General features: G+C 64.4%; 18 protein-coding genes. 4 read left to right on the plus strand and 14 right to left on the minus strand.

Going from position 1 to position 21,289, the window contains the following annotated elements:
• Positions 1 to 198 precede the first annotated feature (198 nt).
• From FJ958_RS15395 to FJ958_RS15420, 6 genes are read right to left on the minus strand one after another with little or no spacing between them, the layout of a single operon-like run.
• The gene (locus tag FJ958_RS15395; protein WP_140743988.1) at positions 199 to 660 is read right to left on the minus strand and encodes a MarR family transcriptional regulator; all 462 of its coding nucleotides are present in this window, start codon (positions 658 to 660) and stop codon (positions 199 to 201) included.
• Positions 657 to 1,241, minus strand: coding sequence for an amino acid synthesis family protein (locus FJ958_RS15400; protein WP_140743990.1), 585 nt, complete (start codon positions 1,239 to 1,241; stop codon positions 657 to 659). The genes FJ958_RS15395 and FJ958_RS15400 overlap by 4 nt, the downstream gene beginning before the upstream one ends.
• On the minus strand, positions 1,234 to 2,118 hold the full coding sequence (locus FJ958_RS15405) for a UPF0280 family protein (protein ID WP_140743992.1): 885 nt from the start codon (positions 2,116 to 2,118) through the stop codon (positions 1,234 to 1,236). Before FJ958_RS15405 ends, FJ958_RS15400 begins: the two co-directional genes overlap by 8 nt.
• Positions 2,118 to 3,659 (minus strand): 6-hydroxynicotinate reductase, encoded by a 1,542-nt coding sequence (locus FJ958_RS15410; RefSeq protein ID WP_140743994.1) that lies wholly within the window; start codon positions 3,657 to 3,659, stop codon positions 2,118 to 2,120. The genes FJ958_RS15405 and FJ958_RS15410 overlap by 1 nt, the downstream gene beginning before the upstream one ends.
• The gene (locus tag FJ958_RS15415; RefSeq protein ID WP_140744109.1) at positions 3,656 to 6,625 is read right to left on the minus strand and encodes a molybdopterin-dependent oxidoreductase; all 2,970 of its coding nucleotides are present in this window, start codon (positions 6,623 to 6,625) and stop codon (positions 3,656 to 3,658) included. The genes FJ958_RS15410 and FJ958_RS15415 overlap by 4 nt, the downstream gene beginning before the upstream one ends.
• 17 nt (positions 6,626 to 6,642) lie before the next feature.
• Complete coding sequence (locus FJ958_RS15420) at positions 6,643 to 7,500, minus strand: xanthine dehydrogenase family protein subunit M (protein ID WP_140743996.1); 858 nt, start codon at positions 7,498 to 7,500, stop codon at positions 6,643 to 6,645.
• 296 nt (positions 7,501 to 7,796) lie between these two features.
• Here FJ958_RS15420 and pncA point away from each other — a divergent pair, with 296 nt between their 5' ends.
• Positions 7,797 to 8,411: a bifunctional nicotinamidase/pyrazinamidase gene (gene pncA, locus FJ958_RS15425; protein WP_140743998.1), complete on the plus strand. Its 615-nt coding sequence runs from the start codon at positions 7,797 to 7,799 to the stop codon at positions 8,409 to 8,411.
• Between the two features lie 45 nt (positions 8,412 to 8,456).
• A complete protein-coding gene (locus FJ958_RS15430) occupies positions 8,457 to 9,869 on the plus strand; it encodes a sodium:proton antiporter (protein ID WP_140744111.1) in 1,413 nt (470 codons plus the stop codon).
• 241 nt (positions 9,870 to 10,110) lie between these two features.
• On the opposite strand, the gene FJ958_RS15440 is transcribed toward FJ958_RS15430, so the two are convergent.
• From FJ958_RS15440 to gcvA, 8 genes are all read right to left on the minus strand, one after another.
• Positions 10,111 to 10,833 carry an ABC transporter ATP-binding protein gene (locus tag FJ958_RS15440; protein WP_140744002.1) on the minus strand — a complete coding sequence of 241 codons (723 nt, stop codon included), beginning with the start codon at positions 10,831 to 10,833 and terminating at the stop codon, positions 10,111 to 10,113.
• Positions 10,830 to 11,555, minus strand: a complete 726-nt coding sequence (locus FJ958_RS15445) for an ABC transporter ATP-binding protein (protein ID WP_140744004.1) — start codon at positions 11,553 to 11,555, stop codon at positions 10,830 to 10,832. The genes FJ958_RS15440 and FJ958_RS15445 overlap by 4 nt, the downstream gene beginning before the upstream one ends.
• Complete coding sequence (locus tag FJ958_RS15450; protein WP_140744006.1) at positions 11,552 to 12,514, minus strand: branched-chain amino acid ABC transporter permease; 963 nt, start codon at positions 12,512 to 12,514, stop codon at positions 11,552 to 11,554. Before FJ958_RS15450 ends, FJ958_RS15445 begins: the two co-directional genes overlap by 4 nt.
• Entirely contained in the window at positions 12,511 to 13,392 is an 882-nt protein-coding gene (locus tag FJ958_RS15455; protein WP_140744008.1) for a branched-chain amino acid ABC transporter permease, read from the minus strand. The genes FJ958_RS15450 and FJ958_RS15455 overlap by 4 nt, the downstream gene beginning before the upstream one ends.
• Positions 13,393 to 13,606: 214 nt before the next feature.
• Positions 13,607 to 14,911 carry an ABC transporter substrate-binding protein gene (locus tag FJ958_RS15460; protein ID WP_140744010.1) on the minus strand — a complete coding sequence of 435 codons (1,305 nt, stop codon included), beginning with the start codon at positions 14,909 to 14,911 and terminating at the stop codon, positions 13,607 to 13,609.
• Positions 14,912 to 15,094: 183 nt separating this feature from the next.
• Positions 15,095 to 16,687, minus strand: coding sequence for a hypothetical protein (locus FJ958_RS15465; RefSeq protein WP_246679604.1), 1,593 nt, complete (start codon positions 16,685 to 16,687; stop codon positions 15,095 to 15,097).
• A gap of 27 nt (positions 16,688 to 16,714) precedes the next feature.
• On the minus strand, positions 16,715 to 18,019 hold the full coding sequence (gene pncB, locus FJ958_RS15470; RefSeq protein WP_140744014.1) for a nicotinate phosphoribosyltransferase: 1,305 nt from the start codon (positions 18,017 to 18,019) through the stop codon (positions 16,715 to 16,717).
• A 135-nt stretch (positions 18,020 to 18,154) separates the two neighbouring features.
• Positions 18,155 to 19,129: a transcriptional regulator GcvA gene (gene gcvA / locus FJ958_RS15475; RefSeq protein WP_140744016.1), complete on the minus strand. Its 975-nt coding sequence runs from the start codon at positions 19,127 to 19,129 to the stop codon at positions 18,155 to 18,157.
• A 206-nt stretch (positions 19,130 to 19,335) separates the two neighbouring features.
• Here gcvA and speB point away from each other — a divergent pair, with 206 nt between their 5' ends.
• On the plus strand, positions 19,336 to 20,397 hold the full coding sequence (gene speB, locus FJ958_RS15480; RefSeq protein WP_140744018.1) for an agmatinase: 1,062 nt from the start codon (positions 19,336 to 19,338) through the stop codon (positions 20,395 to 20,397).
• Positions 20,398 to 20,477: 80 nt separating this feature from the next.
• Complete coding sequence (locus FJ958_RS15485; RefSeq protein WP_140744020.1) at positions 20,478 to 21,284, plus strand: transporter substrate-binding domain-containing protein; 807 nt, start codon at positions 20,478 to 20,480, stop codon at positions 21,282 to 21,284.
• The last annotated feature ends 5 nt before the right edge of the window (positions 21,285 to 21,289 follow it).

Raw genomic sequence — 21,289 nt, forward strand, 5'->3', positions numbered from 1 at the left:
CCAAGCAATTGGCTTTTCGTCCGCTGCGCGGACCACTTTCTCAACTCCCCGTCACCATACGGGGAGAAGTGTCCGGTGTCCGACCGGAAACATAGGTAACAGAATAGACCGATTGCATGGGTGCACGGACGCCGACAGCATGACGCGGATGCGCCAACTGCCTCGTCCAACCAACCTCTGCAGCCTGTAAGTCTGTTCTCAAGCCAGTTTCGCCAGCAGCTTCATGAAGATGGCGATCTCCTTTGCCGAGAGCGGCGCCAGCGTTTCCCTGGTGATCTCGCGGGCCAACGGGATCAGGCGATCGATCGCGTCGCGTCCTTCCGCGGTCAGGTTGACCAGCAGCCGCCTTTTGTCGACCTCATGCTTGGAGAGTTCGACCAGGCCGCGCGCCTTCAGCCGGTCGATGACGCCCTTCACCGTCGCCGCATCCATGGCGATCAGCGTGCCGAGCTGGTTCTGCGAGGTCTCGCCGACATCGCGCAGCTTGGCCAGTGCCGCGAATTGCGGCGGCGTCAGGTCCGCGATATGCGCGGCGAAGATCGAGACGTGGCGCTGATGCGCCTTGCGCAGGATGAAGCCGACCTGCTCCTGCAGGCGGTAATCGTGATCGTCGGCCTCTTCGACCTCGACCAGCTTGAGCAGATTGTCCTCGCCGCTCACCGCAGCCCGTCCCAGGCCTTGATGTCTTCGGCCGCCAAGCCTCCCACACGATCGTGGACGCGCGGGCCGCAGGTCATGGCGAGGCAGAACAGGATTTCGTCGGGGCGCGGCCCGTCGCTGACGCCGACTTCCATGGCGTCGAAATGGCTGCGCACATAGGCGGCGTTGATATGGCCGAGCGGCACGTCGAGCCTTGACCCGAAGGCGCCGACCTTCTTGGCCGACGGCACGATCGCCTTCGCGTCGCCGAGCCGCTCGCGCATGGCGTAGCCGCCCGGCACATGCCAGAGCGCGCCATGTTCCAGTTCGCCCGCGGTGCCGACAATCGCCCCCTTGCCGTAGCCGTCGATCTGTTTCACGTCGCCGCCGAGGGCTGCGATCAGCCGATCGGCGAGCAACAGCCCAAGCGGCTTCAGATCGTCCATGGCGCTCTGCAAATCCTCGACATAACGCCCGGCGAACGGGTTCTTGACCACGGCCATTGCCGCGGCACGTCGGCGCGGCACTTCGGCCACCGGCCCGCCATCATGAAAGATCTCCTCGCTCAGCACCGCGATCTTGCGGACTGGAAACTCAGGCATGGGCAACTTCCTTCCGTTCATCCTTGTTGGGTGCGGCGAGTGCGACGGAGCCACCGATACGGGCTTCGCCGCCAAGAAAAAGCGCCGATCCGGCAATCAGGCCGCGCCGGCGAAAATCTTCGGCGACGGCAAGACCACTGTCCAGCGCCCGCGCCACCTCGCCAGGTGCAAGCGCGCCGACGCCTTGCGTCACCAGCCGCGCGCCAAGATCGCTGTCGGGCGACAGTTCACGTGCGGGCACGCGCCTGATGGCAGGATTGCCCGGCAGGTCCACCGCGTTGGCAATGAGCGTCGCCGCGGCATCGGCCTCGGCGCCGGTCCGCGCGAGCACTGTGACGGCGTCGGCAATGCCAAGCGAGAAGGAACGACCACGCCAGCCACTGGTGGCGACGCCGCGAACGCAATCTTCCGCGCGAATGGTGATCCGGTCAGCCATGCCATTGCCGGTGCCGGCGACGGCCAAGCCCATAGACCGGCCCTTGCCGATGTGGAGAGCGCTGTCCCCGCCATTGTTGACATAGGCGCGATCGAGCCTGCGGCCGGCAAGCAGTGCGGCGAGCATTTCGTCGGCTACCGATCCTGCAACGGCGGCCATCGGTGTTATGAAGCACTCCGCCAAGGGTATCACGGCCGCTTCCATGCGGCGCGCCGTCGGACCATCAAAGGCGCGTGGCCGCAGGAAGAAGGCCGGAAGCCGCAATTCGGGAAGCTCTCTGACCAGCTCGATCAGGATCGTCTGGAAACGCGCGACTGCCTGCTCATAGGCCAGGCGGCATTCCTGCGCCTCACCAAACGCCTCGACGATCAGGTCGATCGGTCCATGGTGGAGATGCAGCCGCTTGCCGTCCTGCAGCCAATGCGCTTGCGGACCGTCCATCATCCGGCCCCGTTCGACGCGGCGCGCCGCAATTGCGCCAGTGGCGGCCAGGGATTGCTGCCCGGCGCGCCGGTGCCACGCCGGGGATTGAGATACTCGCCGCCCTTGGCGACGATATCCTCGACGCTGCGGATTTCGGCCTCGTAGCCGCCGAGCCTGACATAGTCGTCACGGCGCAAGGTGAACTCGATCGGCGCCACAAGCGCCGGCGTCGGCACATAGCCGAAGGCGCCTTCCGGCACCCTGGTGACATCGACCATCAGCGTGATGCCGCCGCCAGGCCAGACATAGACCGGCGCGCCGCCGACCGTCACATAGGTCTTCAGGCCTTGCACCGAGCGGGTGAGATTGACCGGGTTTTCGGTGACGCCGGCGCGCAGCGAACCGCCGGCGCCGCCGATGAACAGCACGGTGCACAGCGCCGGTTCGCAATTGTCCTCGATCAGTTCGACCGACTTCCGCAGTCGTTCGGGAAACGGTTTTTCGACCGGCTTCAGATCGTCGTCGAGTTCGTAATAGGCGAACTGCTCGCCGGTGGTCGAAACCATCAGCAGCGACAGGCCCGGCCGTGCGCCCTTCTTGGTGTTCCACGCGCCGAGGATCGACAGCGGGTCGGAAATACTGGTACCGCCCCAGCCGAGACCGGGTTCGGAGACCTTGAAGTAGCGGCCGGGCGTCGAACGGCGGCCGATGATCTTTATCCCGGTATCCTGCCAGCCCAGCACTTTGCCGGCCTGGTGCTCGGAAACGACGCCTGTGATGTGGTCGTCGACCACCACAACCTCGTCGACCAGCCCGCGCCACTGCGTGGCGAACATGCCGATCGTGGCCGAGCCGCAGCCGACGCGCATGCGGTGTTCCTGCTTGCCGTCGATGACAGGTGGTCTGCCGGCTTCGACGATGATGGTGGCGCCGCCGTCGATGGTGAGTTCCACCGGTTTGCGGTTGCACAGATTGAGCAGCGCTTCACACGTGGCGCGGCCTTCCGCTTTGGAGCCGCCGGTCAAATGATGCACGCCGCCCAGCGATAGCATCTGCGAGCCGTATTCGCCCGTGGTGACATGGCCGATCGCCTCGCCTTCGGCCCGAACAGTCGCGGTTTCCGGCCCGATATGCCGGTCGGTGTCGATCTTCACCTTGACGCCGCAGTACGAAAAAATGCCTTCGGTGACGACGGTGACAAGGTCGACGCCCTCGACCTCCTGGCTGACGATGAAGGGGGCCGGCTTGTAGTCGGGATAGGTGGTGCCGGCGCCGATCGCGGTGACGAAGCGGCGGCCGGTGTTGAGCAACTCGCCATTCCATGCTTCGCCCTCGGCGACGAACGGAACCATGGCGCCGCCGATCTCCGCCGCATGGTCGAGGATGGTCAGCGGGTCCATGCGCACGATGCGGCCGCCGACATTGCCGTAGCGATCGCAGGCGCCGGTGCGGCCATCCGCGATGTAGCACATGACCGGGCAGGCATCGCAGCGAATCTTCTCCGCCACCTGCTTCTCGCCGGGATCATGGGTTTCGAAGCGTTCGGCAAGCTCGCTCATGGGCGTGCCTCCTTTTCGCGGATGGCGGCGCGGATACGCGTCGGCGTCGCCGGAATTTTTGTAACCAGAACGCCTGTGGCGTGGCGGATGGCGTTCAGGATCGCCGGCGCCGTCGGGATCAGCACATGCTCGCCCAGGCCCTTGGCGCCGAACGGCCCTTCGGGATCGGGCACCTCGACCAGGATGGTCTCGATCGGCGGCACGTCGCCGATCGTCGGGATGAGATAATCGTGGAGGTTCTCGGTGCGGCCGGGAATGTATTCCTCCATCAGCGCCATGCCGATGCCTTGCGCGATGCCGCCCTCGATCTGGCCTTCGACCAGCAGCGGGTTGATCGCCTTGCCGACATCGTGCGCGGCGGTGATCCTGATCAGCTTCACCGTGCCGAGCTTGAGGTCGACCTCGAGCTCGGCGATCTGCGCGCCATAGCCATAGACGGCATAGGGCTTGCCCTGGCCCTTGGCATCCAGCGGCAGTGTTGGCGGATCGTAAGTTTCCTCGGCGCGGAAGACGAAGCCGTCGGCATCGACGTCGAGGGAGGCGAGGTCGATGCGCCGTGTGGCCTCGCCCTCGCCAATGACGATCGTCAAGCCATCCAACTGGAGAGAGGCCTTTTCGGAGACGTTGGCGAAGCGCAAAATGGTTTCGCGCAAGGCGCGGCCAGCCTTTTCGGCCGCCTTGCCGGTGACGAAAGTCTGGCGCGAGGCTGAAGTCTTGCCGGCGTCGGGGCTGATCGCCGTGTCTGCGCTCTTAAGCCGGAATTTTTCCAGCGGCAGTCCAAGCGCGTCGGCGCAGATCTGCGTGATGACGGTGTTCGAGCCCTGGCCGATGTCGACGGCGCCCTGGTGCAGGATCACATCGCCCGAAGCCGCGATGCCGACCCGGATCGTCGACGGATTGGGCAGCGAGGTGTTGCCGCAGCCATACCAGCAGGACGCCAAGCCAACGCCGCGCTTGATGTCCGCGTGGGTAGTGTTGAAGGCGTCCGCGTCCGCCGTCGCACGCCGCCAGTGGGGCCGCAGCGCCTCGAGGCATTCGGCGATACCGACACCGGACTCCAACCTCTGTCCGGTAACCGTTTCGGAGCCGTTCCGAAGGCAGTTTTTCAAACGAAAATCGAGCCGGTCGACGCCGAGCTTGCCGGCCAGTTCGTCATAGAGCGTCTCCTGCATGATGGTCGCCTGCGGCACGCCGAAGCCACGGAAGGCGCCCGAGATCGGACCATGGGTGTGGATGGCGCGGCCCTCGGCCCGGTAGTTGGGCGTCGCATAGGGGCCGGATGCATGCACCGGCACCCGGTTGGCCACCGTCGGCCCCCAGCTTGCATAAGGGCCGGTGTTGAAATCGCCGGTGAAGATCATGCCGGTGACATGACCATCGGTGTCGGCACCGATGGTCGCTTTCATCTCGGCCGGATGGCGCTTGGTGGTCGACATCATCGATTCGTTGCGGGTGTAGGCCAAGGCTGCCGGGCGTCCCGTCTTCAATGCGACAAGGCCGATCAGCGGCTGCAGCGAAACGTCGAGTTTCGAGCCGAAGCCACCGCCGGTCGCGGTCGGCACGATGCGCACCTTGTCGACGGCAAGGCCAAGCACCTTCGCGGTATCGTCGCGGTCCATGTAGGGCGCCTGCGTGCAGGCGACGACGACCAGCGTGTCGCCGTCCATATAGGCATGGCCGGCCTCCGGCTCGATATAGGCGTGCTCGACATAGGAAGTGTCGATCGCGCCCGACACGGTGACGGCTGCATTGGCGAGCGCGGCTTCGGGATCGCCGCGTTCGACGAAGCCCTTGGTCAACAGGTTGGCGGGGCGGTTGTCATGGATCAGCACCGCACCTTCGGCTTGCGCTTCGCCGACATGCAGCACATGCGGCAGCTCGGTCCAACGGATGGGGAAATCGGACAGGTCGAGATCGAGGATCGCCTCGCGCTCGCCCGCGACCAGCGCCACCGCCTCGCCGCGCAGCCGGGCAAATCCTTCGGCCAGGGCCGGCTGGTCGGCGAACGGGCCAATCACACCGAAACAGTTCTTTCCCGGAATGTCGGCTGCCGTGAACACACCGACGACGCCGGGATGGCTCTTTGCCCAGTCATCGAGATCGCCGAAGACGAAGCCGGCATGATAATGCGGCGAACGGACCACCAGAACGGCAAGCGCGTCGGCAGGGAAGGAATCGCCGCCGAATTTTTCGTCTCCAGTGACTTTCGGCACACCGTCGAGCCGGATCGGCGAGGAGCCGACGGCCTTGCCCGAGGCCGGCATCCTGCGATCGAGGGCGAGATCCAACGATTGATGTTGGCGCTGCCCCTCACCCTTACCCTCTCCCCGTGAAAAACGGGGAGAGGGGGTCGCCAGCATTGGAGTGCGTCCCTTCTCCCCGTTTCTATACGGGGAGAAGGTGCCGGCAGGCGGATGAGGGGCAGCGCCTGCATTCGAAAACTGTTCAGCATTCATCACCGCCGCGATGATCTTCCGGTAGCCGGTGCAGCGGCACAAAATGCCGCCCAGCGCGTCCTGCACCTCGGTCTCGGTCGGGCTGGGTTTTTTCTCCAGCAGCGCCGTCGCCGCGACCAGCAGCGCCGGCGTGCAGATGCCGCACTGCGCCGCGCCATGCGCGAGGAAAGATGATTGCAGCGCCGACAGCCGGTCATTGGCGAGGCCTTCGACCGTGGTCACCGCCGTGCCGGCGACGGATGCCGCCGGCATCAGGCAGGCGCAGACCGGATCGCCGTCGACCAGCACAGTGCAGGCGCCGCAATCGCCGGCGTCGCAACCGACCTTGGTGCCCGTCAGGTGCAATTCGTCGCGCAGCACCAGGGATAGTCGGCGCAATGGGGGAACATTGACAGAGACGGCAGCGCCATTGACCGCGAAGGCGATGTCGGAGCGCTCAAGGCCGAGGCCCGGTGGAACTCCGCCCGGATCGGTCCGGGTTTCGCGGACGTCAGGCAGGACCTGGCTCATGTCAGGCTGAGCTTGTCTCATGCCGCCGCCACCATGTGGCCGTCCATCGGTCCGGCTGCCGTCAGCACGGCCCGCGCGACGATCTCGCGTACCGCCTCGATCCGATACTCGGCGCTGCCGCGCACATCGGCGATCGGCGACAGCTCAGTCATCGGCGCGGACTGCACCGCAGCCGCGAGCCCGTCATCGGCCCATCGACCACGCAAGGCCTGCTCAACACCGGCAAGGCGCTTGGCAACCGCTGAACAGGAGCCAACGGCGACCGCTGCTTCCGTGACCGTACCGTCTTCAACGACCAGGCGCGCCGCCGCCATGGCAATGGAAATGACGAGATAGCGCCGTGCGCCCAGCTTGACGAAAGCTGACGTGCCGGCCGGTTTCGGCACGCGGATGGCCGTCACCATTTCGCCGGGCTCTAGCGCCGTGCGGCGGTTGCCGAGGATGAAATCCGGCAGGGACAGATGACGCGTCGCGGCTGTCGAACTGAGCTCGACCTCGGCGTCGAGGATCAGCAGGCCGGGCACGCCGTCGGCGGCCGGCGAGGCGTTGCAGAGATTGCCGGCGACCGAGGCAACATTCTGTATCTGTGGCGAACCGACCTCGCGCGCGGCCTGTTTCAGCGCGTCGAAGGCCGACGGCAAGGGATGGCGAATGATGTCGGTCCATGTCGTGCGTGCGCCGATGACGAAGTGGTCATCCGTTTCAAAGATACCGCGCAACGAAGTGAGACCGTTGATGTCGAGGACATTGTCGCGGAACGGTTTGGCGCCCTGTGCCGGATAGAAATCCGTGCCACCGGCCAGGATACGCCACGCACCCTCGCCAAGCAAAGCGAGAGCCTCGTCGACCGTAGTGGGTTTCGCGTAACGGATCACGCTTTGCCTTCCCAGAGAATGAGCCTTCCCGAATTTGGCCCGCCCAGGTGTCTTGCCTGGAGTTTCTTGCCGGTTTCCGAAACCAGAAATTCATTCGTATGCAAATGATATCAAGCCGGTGGAAATTGTCAAAGCCAGAGTTTGCACCGTTGCCGGCTCCGGGTGAGCCGAAACGCATTTGTTATGGCATGGGAGGTTGACGCGGCCGGCCATCTGGTCAAGTTTCTGCGTCCAGTCGCGTCAGCGGCATCTTTCTGCTGTAGCCTGAACCACATGACAGAGAAGAAGGAGGCCCCATGGCCGACGAAGCGCTTGTTGTCATCGACCTGCAAAATGACTTTTGCCCGGGCGGCGCGCTGGCCGTGACCGGTGGCGACGAGATCGTGCCGCTGGTCAACGATCTGATCCGGCGAGCCGACCATGTCGTGCTGACGCAGGACTGGCATCCCGCCGGCCATTCGAGCTTCGCCTCCAGCCATCCGGGCGCACAGCCCTTCACGATGATCGACATGCCCTATGGCCCGCAGACGCTGTGGCCGGACCATTGCATCCAGGGCAGCCTGGGTTCGGATTTCCACTCCGGGCTTGCCTGGACCAAGGCCGAGTTGGTTGTCCGCAAGGGATTTCGCCCTGACATCGACAGCTATTCGGCCTTCTTCGAGAATGACCATACGACGCCCACCGGTCTCGCCGGCTATCTCAGGGAACGGGGCATCGACACGCTGACCCTGGTCGGCCTGGCGACCGATTTCTGTGTCGGCTTCTCGGCCCTGGATGCTGTCAGCCAGGGGTTCAAGACCACCGTCCGGCTCGATGCCTGTCGCGGTATCGACCTCAACGGATCCCTCGACGCGATGCTGCAGCGCATGCGCGAAGCCGGCGTGGCGCTTGAAGACAGTTTGACGGACTGAACAGTGGGACATCGTGGGGACTTTTTGCGGATCACCGCAGGCGTGATGACGGGTGCGGCCATCGCCATGACGGTGATGATCCCGGGCGCGGCCTTCGCGGCCGAGGCACACGGATTGCCGGGTGAAGTGATGTCGTTGTGGTGGGTGCTGCCATTCGCCGGCCTGCTGCTGTCGATTGCCACCGGACCGCTGCTGTTCCACCATGTCTGGGACCCACACTACGGCAAGATCGCGGCCCTCTGGGCCGCCCTTGCGGTCGTACCGCTGGCGCTTGCCTTCGGCGTCCCATCGGCGACCGAGGCAGTGCTGCATGCGCTGCTCACCGAATACATGCCGTTCATCATCCTGCTGTTCGCGCTGTTCACCATTTCGGGCGGCATTCTGGTCGCCGGCAACATCCACGGCACGCCGCTGGTCAATGCCGGATTGCTGCTCACCGGCGCGCTGCTCGCTTCGGTCATCGGCACGACGGGCGCCTCGATGATCCTGATCCGGCCGGTCATCCGCGCCAACGACGCCAGGCCGTTCAACGCCCATGTCGTCGTCTTCTTTATCTTCCTGGTGTCCAACATCGGCGGCTCGCTGACGCCGCTCGGCGACCCGCCGCTGTTCGTCGGCTTCCTGCGCGGCGTCGACTTCTTCTGGACGACCACGAACTTGTACCGGGAGACGCTGTTTACCGGCGGTGTCGTGCTTGCGGTATTTCTCGCCATCGACATCATCCTGCATCGGCGCGAGGCCGGGGCGCCGAAGATCAAGGACCCGACACCGGATTCGAAGGTGCGCATTCGCGGCCTGCCCAACATTCCGCTGCTGGCCGGCGTCATCGGCGCCATCCTGCTGTCGGCCAGCTGGAATCCCGGAGTGAGCATCTCCATTCAAGGGGTGACCCTTGAGCTGCAGAACCTGGTCCGCGACGCCATCATCCTGATCTTCGCCTTCGTTTCGCTTGCCGTCTCGCGCAAGGAGTACCGCCAAGCGAACGGCTTCAACTGGGGGCCGATCGCGGAGGTGGCAAAATTGTTTGCCGGCATCTTCATCTGCATCGTGCCGGTCGTCGCCATCCTGAGAGCCGGCCACGACGGCGCGCTGGCGCCGTTGGTCGCGCTCGTCACCTCGGGCCATGGCACGCCCAACGATCTCGCCTATTTCTGGCTGACCGGAGCATTGTCGTCCTTCCTGGACAATGCGCCGACCTATCTCGTGTTCTTCGAGCTTGCCGGCGGCGATCCACGACACCTGATGACCGAGCTTGCCTCGACGCTCGCCGCGATTTCGGCCGGCGCGGTGTTCATGGGCGCCAACACCTATGTCGGCAATGCGCCCAACTTCATGGTCTATGCCATCGCCCGGCAGCACGGTGTGAAGATGCCTGGCTTTTTTGGCTACATGCTTTGGTCAGGGCTGGTGTTGATCCCGATCTTTTTGGCCGCGGGCTTTTTGTTCTTTGGTGGGTGAATTGGTGCTTTTTGAATCGTACCGTTTGCGCCGCCCCTCATCGCCCTGCCGGGCACTTCTCCCCGTATGGTGACGGGGAGGAGAGCGCCTTTGCCAATGGTTTCGCCAATCATCAACGTTGTCGGAAGGGCGCCGTCGTTGCTGCCCTCTCCCTTCTCCCCGTCACTATACGGGAAGAAGGTGCCGGCAGGCGGATGAGGGGCTGCGTTATCGTTTGCAAAGTGTCATTGCCGTTGCAGTCTCAGCCCACGCCCACATAGCGCCTCACCGCCGACGGGTCGGCACGCAGGTGCTCGACATCCACCGTCTCGCGGTTGCGGCCGTTTTCGATGAACGAGACGCGGTCGGCCACCGACAGCACCGCATCGACGCGCTGCTCGACCAGGATGGTGGAGACGCCCAACTCGCGCAGCGTCGACACGGTCTCGCGGATTTTTGCGATCATCGACGGCATCAGGCCCTCGGTCGGCTCGTCGAGCAAGAGCACCCGCGGCTCGAGGCACAGCGCGCGGGCCATCGCCAGCATCTGCTGTTCGCCGCCCGACAAGGTGCCCGAGCGCTGCCGCAGCCGCTGGCGCAGCAGCGGGAAGAGGTCGAGCACGCGCTCTCGCGTCGCCTTGCCCTTGCCGCGCGCCATCAGCCCGATCTCGATGTTTTCCGCCACCGTCATCTCGGCGAACAGCCGCCTTCCTTGCGGCACATAGGCGACACCTGCCCTCGGCACTTCATGCGCCGGCAAACCGGTCAATTCCTGGTCCCCGAGCCGGATCGAACCGGCGCTGGCTGGAATCAGGCCCATGATCGCCTTGAGCGTCGTCGTCTTGCCGGCGCCGTTGCGGCCGAACAGGCACAGCACCTCGCCCTTGTTCAGCACGAGATCGAGCCCGTAGAGCACTTGGACCTCGCCATGGAAGCAGTCCAGCCCCGAGACCGCCAGGGCTTGCGTCTTGCCTATGTCCGTCATGGGGCGGTCCCCAGATAGGCGTCCTGCACCGCCGCATTGTCGCGGATCGCCTCGGGCGTGCCTTCGGCCAGGATCTTGCCGGCGTTGAAGACCGTGATGCGGTCGGCAAGCTGCATGACGACAGGCATATTGTGCTCGATCAAAAGCACCGTGGCGTTCGTGGCGATGTCACGCACCAGCTCCACGAAATTGTCGATCTCGCTGTCGGCCAGCCCCTGCGTCGGCTCGTCGAGGATCAGCAGACGCGGCTTCAGGGCCAGGCCCATGGCGACCTCCAGCAGGCGCTGGTGACCATAGGACAATTGCCCGGCTGGCATATGGGCGCGGTCGGCCAGGCCGGTGTGTTCGAGTGCCGCCATGACCGCGGCCTGTATCGCGCTCTTGGAATGGCCATGCCGCGGCGTCAGCTGCACGGGCAGCGCGACGTTGGCGTAGACGGTGAGGTTGGCATAGATGCTGGTGATCTGGAACGTATAGGCTATACCCTGGCGGACGCGGGCATAGGCCGGCAGGTCAGTGATGTCGGCGCCGTCGAAGATGATCGTGCCGGATGTCGGCCGGATGCGACCGCTGACCAAGCTGACAAAGGTGGTCTTGCCGGCGCCGTTGGGGCCGATGACGGCGCGGATTTCTCCGGGCATCAAGGTGAAGTCGACGCTGTCGACGGCGCGCAGGCCGCCAAAGCTGCGCGATAGGCCTTTCGTCGTCAGCAGTGGCGTCATGGCAGCCATCCAAGCCAGCGCTGGCGAATGGTGCCGAGAATGCCCTTGGGAAAGAACAGCACCAAAAGGATGAGTGCGACCCCGACGATCAGCAGATAGGCCGATGTGTAGCCGCTGGTGACGTCGATGACATAATACATGAACAGCGTGCCGAGCAGCGGCCCGAGCGTCGTGGCGGCACCCCCGAGCAGCACCCACAGCAGCGGCAGGATCGAATATTGCACCGAAGCGAAGCTCGAGCCGACATAGCCGAACAGCAGCGCATAGGCGGCGCCCGAGGCCGCGCAGATCGCGCCGGACACGACGACTGCCAGGAGTTTGTTGGAGAAAGTGTCGTAACCCAGCATCTTGGTCCGCTCCTCGTTCTCGCGGATGGCGACCAGCACGCGGCCATATCGGGAGCGGACGATGGCTAAAGTGATCAGCAGCACGATCGTGAACAGCGCCAGCGCACTCATGTAGCGCACGGTCGGGTTGGTGAGATCGAGCGAGGTCGCGCCGAAATTGAGAACGCGCGCCGGCTGCGGCACGACCTGGCCCTGATCGCCTCCGGTCCACGTCGCGAAGTAGAGGATGAGCAGATAAAAGACCTGCGCGAACATCATGGTGACGATCATGAAGGCGACACCCGTGGTGCGCAGCGCCAGCAGGCCAATGATCAGGGAAACAACAACACCGCAGCCGAGGCCTGCCGCGAATGCCGCCGGCACGCTCCAGCCGAGTTGGATGATGGCGAGCCCGGCGCCATAGAGCCCGGCGCCGAAGAACATGGCGTGGCCGAGGCTGAGCAGGCCGACATAGCCGAACAGCATGTTGTAGCCCATGGCGAACACCGCCAGCACCATGATGCGGGCGAGCAGGCCGTGATAGTAGTCGGGCAGCACGAAACTCAGCGCGAGAAGCAGCGCGATGACGCCGAGATGCAGTGCGTAGGCCTTTGCCGGCGAAGCTTCGCTCATCGCGATGCCGTTCCAAACAGGCCCTGCGGCCGGAACACCAGCACCATGGCGACCAGCAGCGTGGCGATGATCTTGGCCAAGGTAGGCGAGAAGAACATAGAGATGATGCCATCCGACAGGCCGATCAGCACGGCGGCGACCACGGTGCCGCGCAGCGAGCCGAGGCCGCCAATGATGACGACGATGAAGGAGAGCAGCAGCGGATCCTGCCCCATCAGATAGTGTGCCTGGCTGATCGGCACGATCAGCACAGCGGCAATGGCCGCCAGCATGGCGCCGAGCGCGAAGACGCCGGCATAGACGCGGCCCACAGGGATGCCGAAGGCCTGCGCCGTTTCGCTGTCATACTGCGTGGCGCGCATGATGAGGCCGACTTTCGTGCGCGTCAGCACCAGCCATGTGGAGATGAGCAGCAACGCGGAAGCAGCGATAACAGACAGTTTGTAGCCGGAATAGCCGAACCAGGGCAGCAGGATGCGATAGCTGAACGGCGGCTCGACGGGCCGTGCCTCGGGGCCATAGAAGGTCAGCGCCAGCTGCTGGATGATGTAGAGCATGCCGATGGTGGCAACGATGGTGGCTTCCGGATTGTAATCGAGCCGGCGCAGCACCAGCCGCTCGGCGACCAGCGCAATGGCACCGACGATCAGCGGCGCGATCACCAGTGCCGCCAGGAAGCCGAGCGCCGGGTGGCCCGATATCGCCGTCGAGATCGCCCAGGCCAGCACGGCGCCCAGCATGAAGAATTCGCCATGCGCGACATTGACGACGCGCATCACGCCAAACACCAGGGATAGCCCAAGCGCCGTCAGCGCCAGCACGGCCGAGGTGACGAGCCCTTCGAGGGCGGCGAGGAGGAGATGCGGACCGAAGTGCATGGACTAGACGCCTGCGGATGCGCGAGGCACCCCCCTCTGGCCTGCCGGCCATCTCCCCCGCAAGGGGGGAGATTGGCAGTGCCTGCGGCGGCGCTTTTCTGACGTTGGCAGCTGGCGAAACCCGTCGCGAGATCCAATCTCCCCCCTTGCGGGGGAGATGTCCGGCAGGACAGAGGGGGGTGGCTGGGCGCTCACGCTGGCTGCTGGAATGAGTTCACAGCGCCTGTGTCGTGTAATCCCCTTCAGCCTCGTAAAGCCCATCCTCGATCTTGGTCTTGTGCACGACCTTGAGCTTGCCGCCCTCGACCTTGGAGATGTTCTGGATGCCGAAACACTGGTGGATCTTGCCGTTGAAGGTTTTTGGACCCTGCGGGTGCTCAGGTCCCTCGGCGAAGGCGGTAAGTGCCTCGGTTGCCTCGACCAGCTTGGCGCGGTCTTCCGGCCCCTTATAGCCGGCGTCCTCCATCGCCTTCTTGACGACGTAGAGCGTTTCCCAGCAGCCGAACATATGCGCGGCGGTGGATACGTCCTTGGGGTCGCCGACGGCCGCGCCATTGTCGTCGATGCCAACGGCGGCGCGGTAGGCTTTCTGTGCAGCGGAATCGTCGGGTTGCGCATAGCGCGGCGAGCCTTCCCAGAAATGACTGCCGTCGAGGAATTTGAGCCCGGGGCTGTTGATGTCGACGGCTTCCAACGAATCGATAAAGCCGAACAGCTGCGGCCGGTTGGAGCCGTAGAACTCGCCGAGTTCCTTGACGAAGGTAAGCACCGCCGGGCCGACCATGACGTGGTAGATCACCTCGGTCTCGGCCGGGATCTGCGGGAAGTACTTGGTGAAGGAGGATTCCGTGGGTGGGATGGCGATCTGCGCGATCACCTCGGCGCCTTGCGCCTTCAGCGCCGGCGGCAGGTAATCGCGGTGGTCGTAGCCGAAGGCGAAATCGGGGAAGATCTGCGTCACCTTCTTGCCGGCATTGGCCGCGATCCACGGCGCCATCGACTGGATCTGGCTCTTCACATCGGTGATGCCGGGCTGGAAGACATAGCGGTTGAGCTTGGTCGAGGCGACGTGGTGGCCTTCGCTGACGACGAAATAAGGCATCTTGGCTTCGCCGGCGGCGGGAGCCGAGCCGATGACGACATGCGAAAACAACGTGCCGAAGACGATGTCGGTCTTGTGCTGGGTGGCGAACTTGCCGACCACTTCGGCGCCGCGGCCGGGATCGGTGCCGTCATCCTCGATGATGACCTCGACCGGACGGCCATTGATGCCGCCGGCGGCGTTGATCGCCTTGATCGCTGCGGCGGTGGTCTTCTCGTACCAGCGGCCATAGGCAGCGCCAATGCCGGTGCGGTGCGACTGGAAGCCGATCTTGATCGGCGCCGAACTCTGCGCCTGGGAATAGCGGACGAAACCTGGCGCCATGGCGAGGCCGGCGCCGGCGGCCAGACCTTTCAGCGCCGTGCGGCGGCTGAGACCGGTTTTCGGGAGGTTGAAGGTCTTGCTCTTGTCCATGATGCCGTTCCCCTTGTTCAGCGTTAGGAGCGCAAAGTCCGCTCATGTCCGGAAGTCGAAAAATTGCATGTGTACAAACTAAATCACCAAAGTCCGGACACGGCAATGCCGCTTCCCTAGGGGAATTCCGGTTTATTTTCCAGCGCCAATGGCTTCAAGGCATGTCGCCGGAAGGTGGTACGCACCTCAGCCGACCGTCGGCGTCGTGAGCAGCCAGAGGCCGAAGACGGTGTAAGCGATCATCAGCAGGGTCAGCGGGAACTGGCCGAGCGCGGCGCGGGCAGGTCGCGGATGCAGGCGCCAGGCGCAGCCGTGGGCGACGAGAACGGCGAGCACATGGCCTGTTATGATGGCGCCGGCCTGGATATTCCACAGCCACCAGGCTGAGCTGGCTCCGGCAACGATCCCGGCCTCGATCTGCATGTCGGCGGTGCCGAACAGGTTCCAGCCCAGCGCGAACGGATCGGAGAGGGAGGCCAGCGCGTACTGGCCGTCGACCAGCAGCGCCGCCAGATAGTGCGCGACATGATAGGCGAGTGCGATCGGCACGATCGACCACACCAGAAGGCCAATTGCCTGGCTGAAGCGCTGATCGCCGCCGGCAAGGCGCTGGCCGAGGAAAACGGCGAAAAGAAACACCGCCGCCAGCAGCACGAATGTCAGCACCAGTCCGAAAGTGCCGCTGCCGATCACGGTGGTGCGTCCCGGGAATTCGAGCGGATTGACGCCGAACAGGCCGAGCCAGAAAAAGGTTTTCGACAGGCCATCGAACGAGACCGAGGACAGCGCCAGCAGCAGGAAGGCCACGCCGCTGGGCGGCAATGGCTCGGCCGTCAGCAGCTTGGCCCCTGGCCAGCACAGAGCAAGCCGGCCTTCGCCGTCGCGCTCGACCGGCGCGAAGCGCGCCACCATCGAGAAGAAGACCGTCAGGAACTCGCCGCCGCGGCTCCACTCCCGATAGCCGAACACCAGCATGGCGAGGAAGGCGAGCAGCCAGTAGAGGCCGGCGGCCCAAGCGAGACGAGCCGGGTCGTCGGGAGCCGGATCGATGAGTTCGAACCAGGCAAAGGCCAGGAACAGGATGACGGCCGGCCAGCGGCCGAGCCATCGGGGGAGGCGCCACGGTCCCTTGTCGCTCATGCTGAACAAGCGCGAGACCAGGCGCCACGCCCCGTACCAGGGGTTGAGCCATGACCAGAGGTCGCCGAAGAGGCCCTGCAGCAGCGTGACGCCGGCCCACAGCAGCGTCCAGACCACGAGCGGCAACGGGTTGGAGAGTGGGTCGCGGCTGCCAAAAAGGCCGGCGGCGATGAGGATTGAAAAGCCGGCAAAGGAGATCAGACTGATGGCCGTGCGAGCGCCGTCGCCGAAGACGAAAAGCGGCAGGCGCCGGCGCCAGAATTTGTCCAGAGCCGCCGGCGGCAGCAGCGCCAGCACGAGGAAGCTGACAGACACGGCGAAAGCGCCGCCAGCCAGGTAGTAGCCGGTCGGGAGAAGCAGGACGTGGCCACGGTCGGAGGCATGGGCGAATGCGGTGGTGGGCGAGGCGCAGATGAGGGCCAAAAGAATGAGGACGGGAGCACATTTTCGCCAGTCGAGATACTTCCCACCCCCCTCTGTCCTGCCGGACGTCTCCCCCGCAAGGGGGGAGATCGGATGTCGCCGCGGCTTTCGCCAAACTTCTACGCCGCAGAATAAGGTGGCACGACAGAAGCTGCCAATCTCCCCCCTTGCGGGGGAGATGTCCGGCAGGACAGAGGGGGGCGCGAAGGAACTCATACTTGTCAAAGAGTCCCCCGCCACCTCTCACACCTTGACCAGCTGCTCCACGCGATCCTTCTCGCCAAAGATCCGCAGATAACGCTGGATCTCCTTCTCGTCGCCGGTCGCCTTGGCTGGATTATCGGAGAGCTTGACCGCCGGCCGGCCATTGGCCTCGGTGACCTTGCAGACCAGCGATATGGCATCCAGGCTGTTGGTTTCCGTTGGCGCGCAGCCTTCGAAATCGTTGGTCAGATTGGTGCCCCAGCCGAAGGACATGCGCACCTTGCCCTTGAAGTGGCGGTACGTCTCCTCGATGGTTTCCACTTCGAGCCCATCGGAGAAGATCAGCAGCTTCTGCTTGGGGTCCTTGCCCTTCTCGCGCCACCACGACAGGATCTTTTCGCCGCCCTCGATCGGCGGCGCGCTGTCGGGGCGGAAGCCGGTCCAGTCGGCCACCCAGTCCGGCGCGTCGCGCAGGAACGACGCCGTGCCGAAGGCGTCAGGCAGCACGATCAGCAGATTACCGCCGTAATAGCGCTGCCAATCCTGCAGCACTTTGTAGGGCGCTTGCCGCAATTCCTTTTCCGAGTTTGCGAGGGCCGCGAACACCATCGGCAATTCATGTGCGTTGGTGCCGAGCGCTTCGAGGTCGTTGTCCATGGCCAGCAGCACGTTGGAGGTGCCGGTGAAGGCCTCGCCGATGCCTTCCTTCAGCGCTTCGACGCACCAGCGCTGCCACAGGAAGGAATGCCGCCGGCGCGTGCCGAAGTCGGAAATGCGGATGCCGGGCAGCGCCTTCAGCCGCTCGGTCTTGTCCCACATCTTGGCCTTGGCGCGGGCATAGAGCACGTCGAGCGTGAACGGCCCGAACGCCCGCATCGCGGCCCGGGAACGCAATTCGTTGATGATGGCGAGCGCGGGAATTTCCCACAGCGTGGTGTACATCCATGGGCCGGGAAAGGTCAGTTCGTACTGCCCGTCATGCTTGGCAAGCTCGTAGTCGGGCAACCTGAAGCCTTCCAGCCAGGCGAGGAATTCCGGCTCGAAAATCTGCTTGCGGCCATAGAAATTGTTGCCGCCGAGCCAGATCATCTCCTTCTTGGAGAAGCGCAAGGTGCGGGCATGATCGAGTTGTTCGCGCAACTCGCCCTCGTCGATCTCGTCGGCAAGCCGCACCGAGGTGGTGCGGTTGATCAGCGAGAAGGTGGCGTCGACCTTGGGGTACATGCCCCAGATCATCTGCAACATCAAAAGCTTGTAGAAGTCGGTATCGAGCAGGCTGCGCACGATCGGGTCGAGCTTCCAGGTATGGTTGTAGACGCGCCGCGCAATATCGGTCCTGGCCATGTCTCGTTGTCGCCTTCGCTGCCTGCCATCCACAATCGCGACAGGCCTCATAGCATCGAATTAGCCAAAACGCTGCCCGCTTTCAGGCTGGCCCGACAAAAAGAAGGGCCTGCATGCGGCCGGGCCTAGGCTGCATCAGCTCGCGGGTTTGCCGCCCGCCACCTTGAGCGCCGGACGTTTGCGTCGGGTCACGAGGCGGCCCGCGACCGGGGCGTCGGCGCGGCTGTCATCCCCGGCTTTCTCGGCGAACAGCCAGTCGATAAACACCTGTACGATCGGCGTTGTCCGCATCTCGTTGCGGCAGACGACATAGAAGTCATCGACCGCCGGCACCGACAGGCTGAACGGCGCGACCAGCATGCCCCTGGCCAGCAGCGCGCTTGCCGTCACGGAATCGCCCAGCGCCACGCCGTGACCGTGCACCGCGGCCTCGGCCGCCATGCGGGCATCACCCAGATGATGGCGGCGGCCGCGTTCGAGGTCAAGCGCATCGGCTGCCGCCAGCCAGGTGTGCCATTCGCGGCCGTCGTCGCCATGCAGGAACACATGGTCGGCGAGGTCGCGAACAGTGCGGATCGGGCGGTTGTTGATCAGTGTCGGGCTGACCACCGGGAACAGTTCGAGGCCCGACCATTTGCGCATCCAGCAATCGGTCCAGCTGCCATTGCCATAGTGCACGCAGACATCGATATGCGGCGCCCGGATATCCCTGGGATCGTTGGAAGGGATGAGCGTCAGCTGGATGTCGGGATACTGCGCGGTGAAGCTGCCGAGCCTCGGCGTCATCCACAAAAGCAGCAACGCCGGCACGCAGGACACCGAAAGCGCGCCGCTGCTTGCCGGCCGCGTCAGCCGCTGCGTGGCGGCGGCGATGCCGTCGAAAGCCGTCGACACCGCCGGCAAAAGCTCCGCGCCATGCGGCGTCAGCTTGACCCGCTGGCCTGATCGTTCGAACAGCCTGACGCCGAGCGACTGCTCCAGCGCCTTGATCTGGTGGCTGACGGCGCCATGCGTGACATTGAGCTCACTCGCCGCCTTGGTCAGCGAGCCATGGCGCGCCGTTGCCTCGAAGGCGCGCAGCGGGTTCAGAGGGGGCAGGCGCTTGGCCATGGACGCTCGGCTCACTGTGAGATTTTCTCACAGAAAACACCCTAACAATATCAATTGCTTTTTCAATGCGGCTGCCGGACACTTTGCCTGCAATCGCATCAAGACCTGAAATCTGCGGGCAGCGAGCGGGACAGGCGACCCGGCCGGATGATGGTCGGTTCGCCCGAGGTCCCGCTGGTCGGCGACACCATCGAGGAGGAATGGATATGGGTTATAACAGCGGCAAGCTCGACGCGTTGCGTCGCAAATATGGCGAGAGCCATGGCGGCGAGATGTTCGACCCGAAATTCCGCAAGGTCGCCGACAAGATCTTCTCCAAGAGCGGCACCAGGCTGGCGCCCTATTCCGGCATCCCCACCTTCCTCGCCGCGCCCTACCGCGAAATATCAGCGGAGAACCCGGATTTCGGCGACCTGCAGGTGGCCATGATCGGCGTGCCCATGGACCTCGGCGTCACCAACCGGCCGGGCTCGCGCTTTGGGCCGAGGGCGCTGCGCGCCATCGAGCGCATCGGCCCCTACAATCATGTGCTGGAATGCGCGCCGACGCACGAGCTGCGCGTGGCCGACATCGGCGACACGCCGTTCCGCAGCCGCTACCGGCTGGAGACCAGCCATGAGGACATCGAGCGCCGGACCAACCAGATCGTCGATGCCGGTGTCATCCCGCTCTCGGTCGGCGGCGACCATTCGATCAGCCATCCAATCCTGAAGGCCGTCGGCAAGAAGGCTCCGGTGGGGCTGATCCACATCGATGCCCATTGCGACACCAGCGGTCTGTTCGACATGACCAAGTTCCACCACGGCGGGCCGTTCCGCAACGCGGTGCTCGATGGCGTGCTCGACCCGACGCGCACCATCCAGATCGGCATCCGCGGCTCGGCCGAATATCTCTGGGAGTTCACCTACGAATCCGGCATGACCGTCGTTCACGCCGAGGAGGTGACGGGGCTCGGCATTCCCGCCATCATCGAGAAGGCGCGCAGAATAGTCGGCGACGGCCCGACCTATGTGTCCTTCGACATCGACAGCGTCGACCCGGCCTTTGCCCCAGGCACCGGAACGCCGGAGGTCGGCGGTCTGACGACGCGCGAAGTGCTCGAACTGCTGCGCGGCCTCAAGGGTCTCAACATCGTCGGCGGCGACGTCGTCGAGGTGGCGCCGCAATATGACGCGACCACCAACACCGCGCATGCCGGCGCCCAGGTGCTGTTCGAGATACTGAGCCTGATGGTGTTCAGCCCGGCCGTGATCGGCAAGGGAGCCTGACGCCTGAAATCCAAGGCGGCCGCCGTGCTGGAGCCGGCGACCGCCTCAAACAATCAAAAGCTTCCAGAAGGGGAATGACAATGACAATCCACTCGACACTGAAATCATCGATCGCCGCCGTCCTGATGCTGGGCGCCGGGCTTGGTATCGCCACGCAGAAGGCCAACGCCGACGCGCTGGCTGATATCACCAAGGCCGGCACCATCAATGTCGGCGTCTTCGCCGACTTCCCGCCCTTCTCCTCGGCCAGCGCCGATATGAGCCTCAAGGGCTACGATATGGACGTCGCGCAGTACATTGCCGACACACTCAAGGTGAAGCTCAATCCCGTCGCCGTCACCGGCCAGAACCGCATTCCCTATCTGAACGACCATCGCGTCGATATCCTGATGAGCGTCGGCTACTCGAAGGAGCGCGAACAGGTGATCGACTTCGCCGCCGCCTACGCGCCCTACTACATCGCGGTGATCGGCCCCGCCGCAATGTCGGTCAAAGGCAAGGAAGACCTTGCCGGCAAGTCGATCGCCGTCAATCGCGGCACGCTCGAGGATACCTCGCTCACCGAGGCGGCACCGGCGTCGGCCGACATCAAGCGCTTCGACAACTACAATGCCGTGATCCAGGCCTTCATTTCCGGCCAGACCCAGCTGATGGTCGTCGGCAATGATGTCGGCGCGCAGGTGCTGGCACGCCAGGAAGCGCTCAAGCCCGAGCAGAAATTCCAGCTTCTGACTTCGCCCTCGCATATCGGCCTCAACAAGAACGAGGACGGCCTGAAGAAGGCGGTCAATGACGCCATCGCCAAGATGCTGGCCGACGGCAAGCTGGACGAAAGCTCGAAAGCCTGGCTGAAGACGCCGCTCAACCCCGACAACCTCAAGGATTGAGCTCC

The organism is Mesorhizobium sp. B2-3-5, assembly GCF_006442395.1.
Classification (GTDB): Bacteria; Pseudomonadota; Alphaproteobacteria; order Rhizobiales; family Rhizobiaceae; genus Mesorhizobium.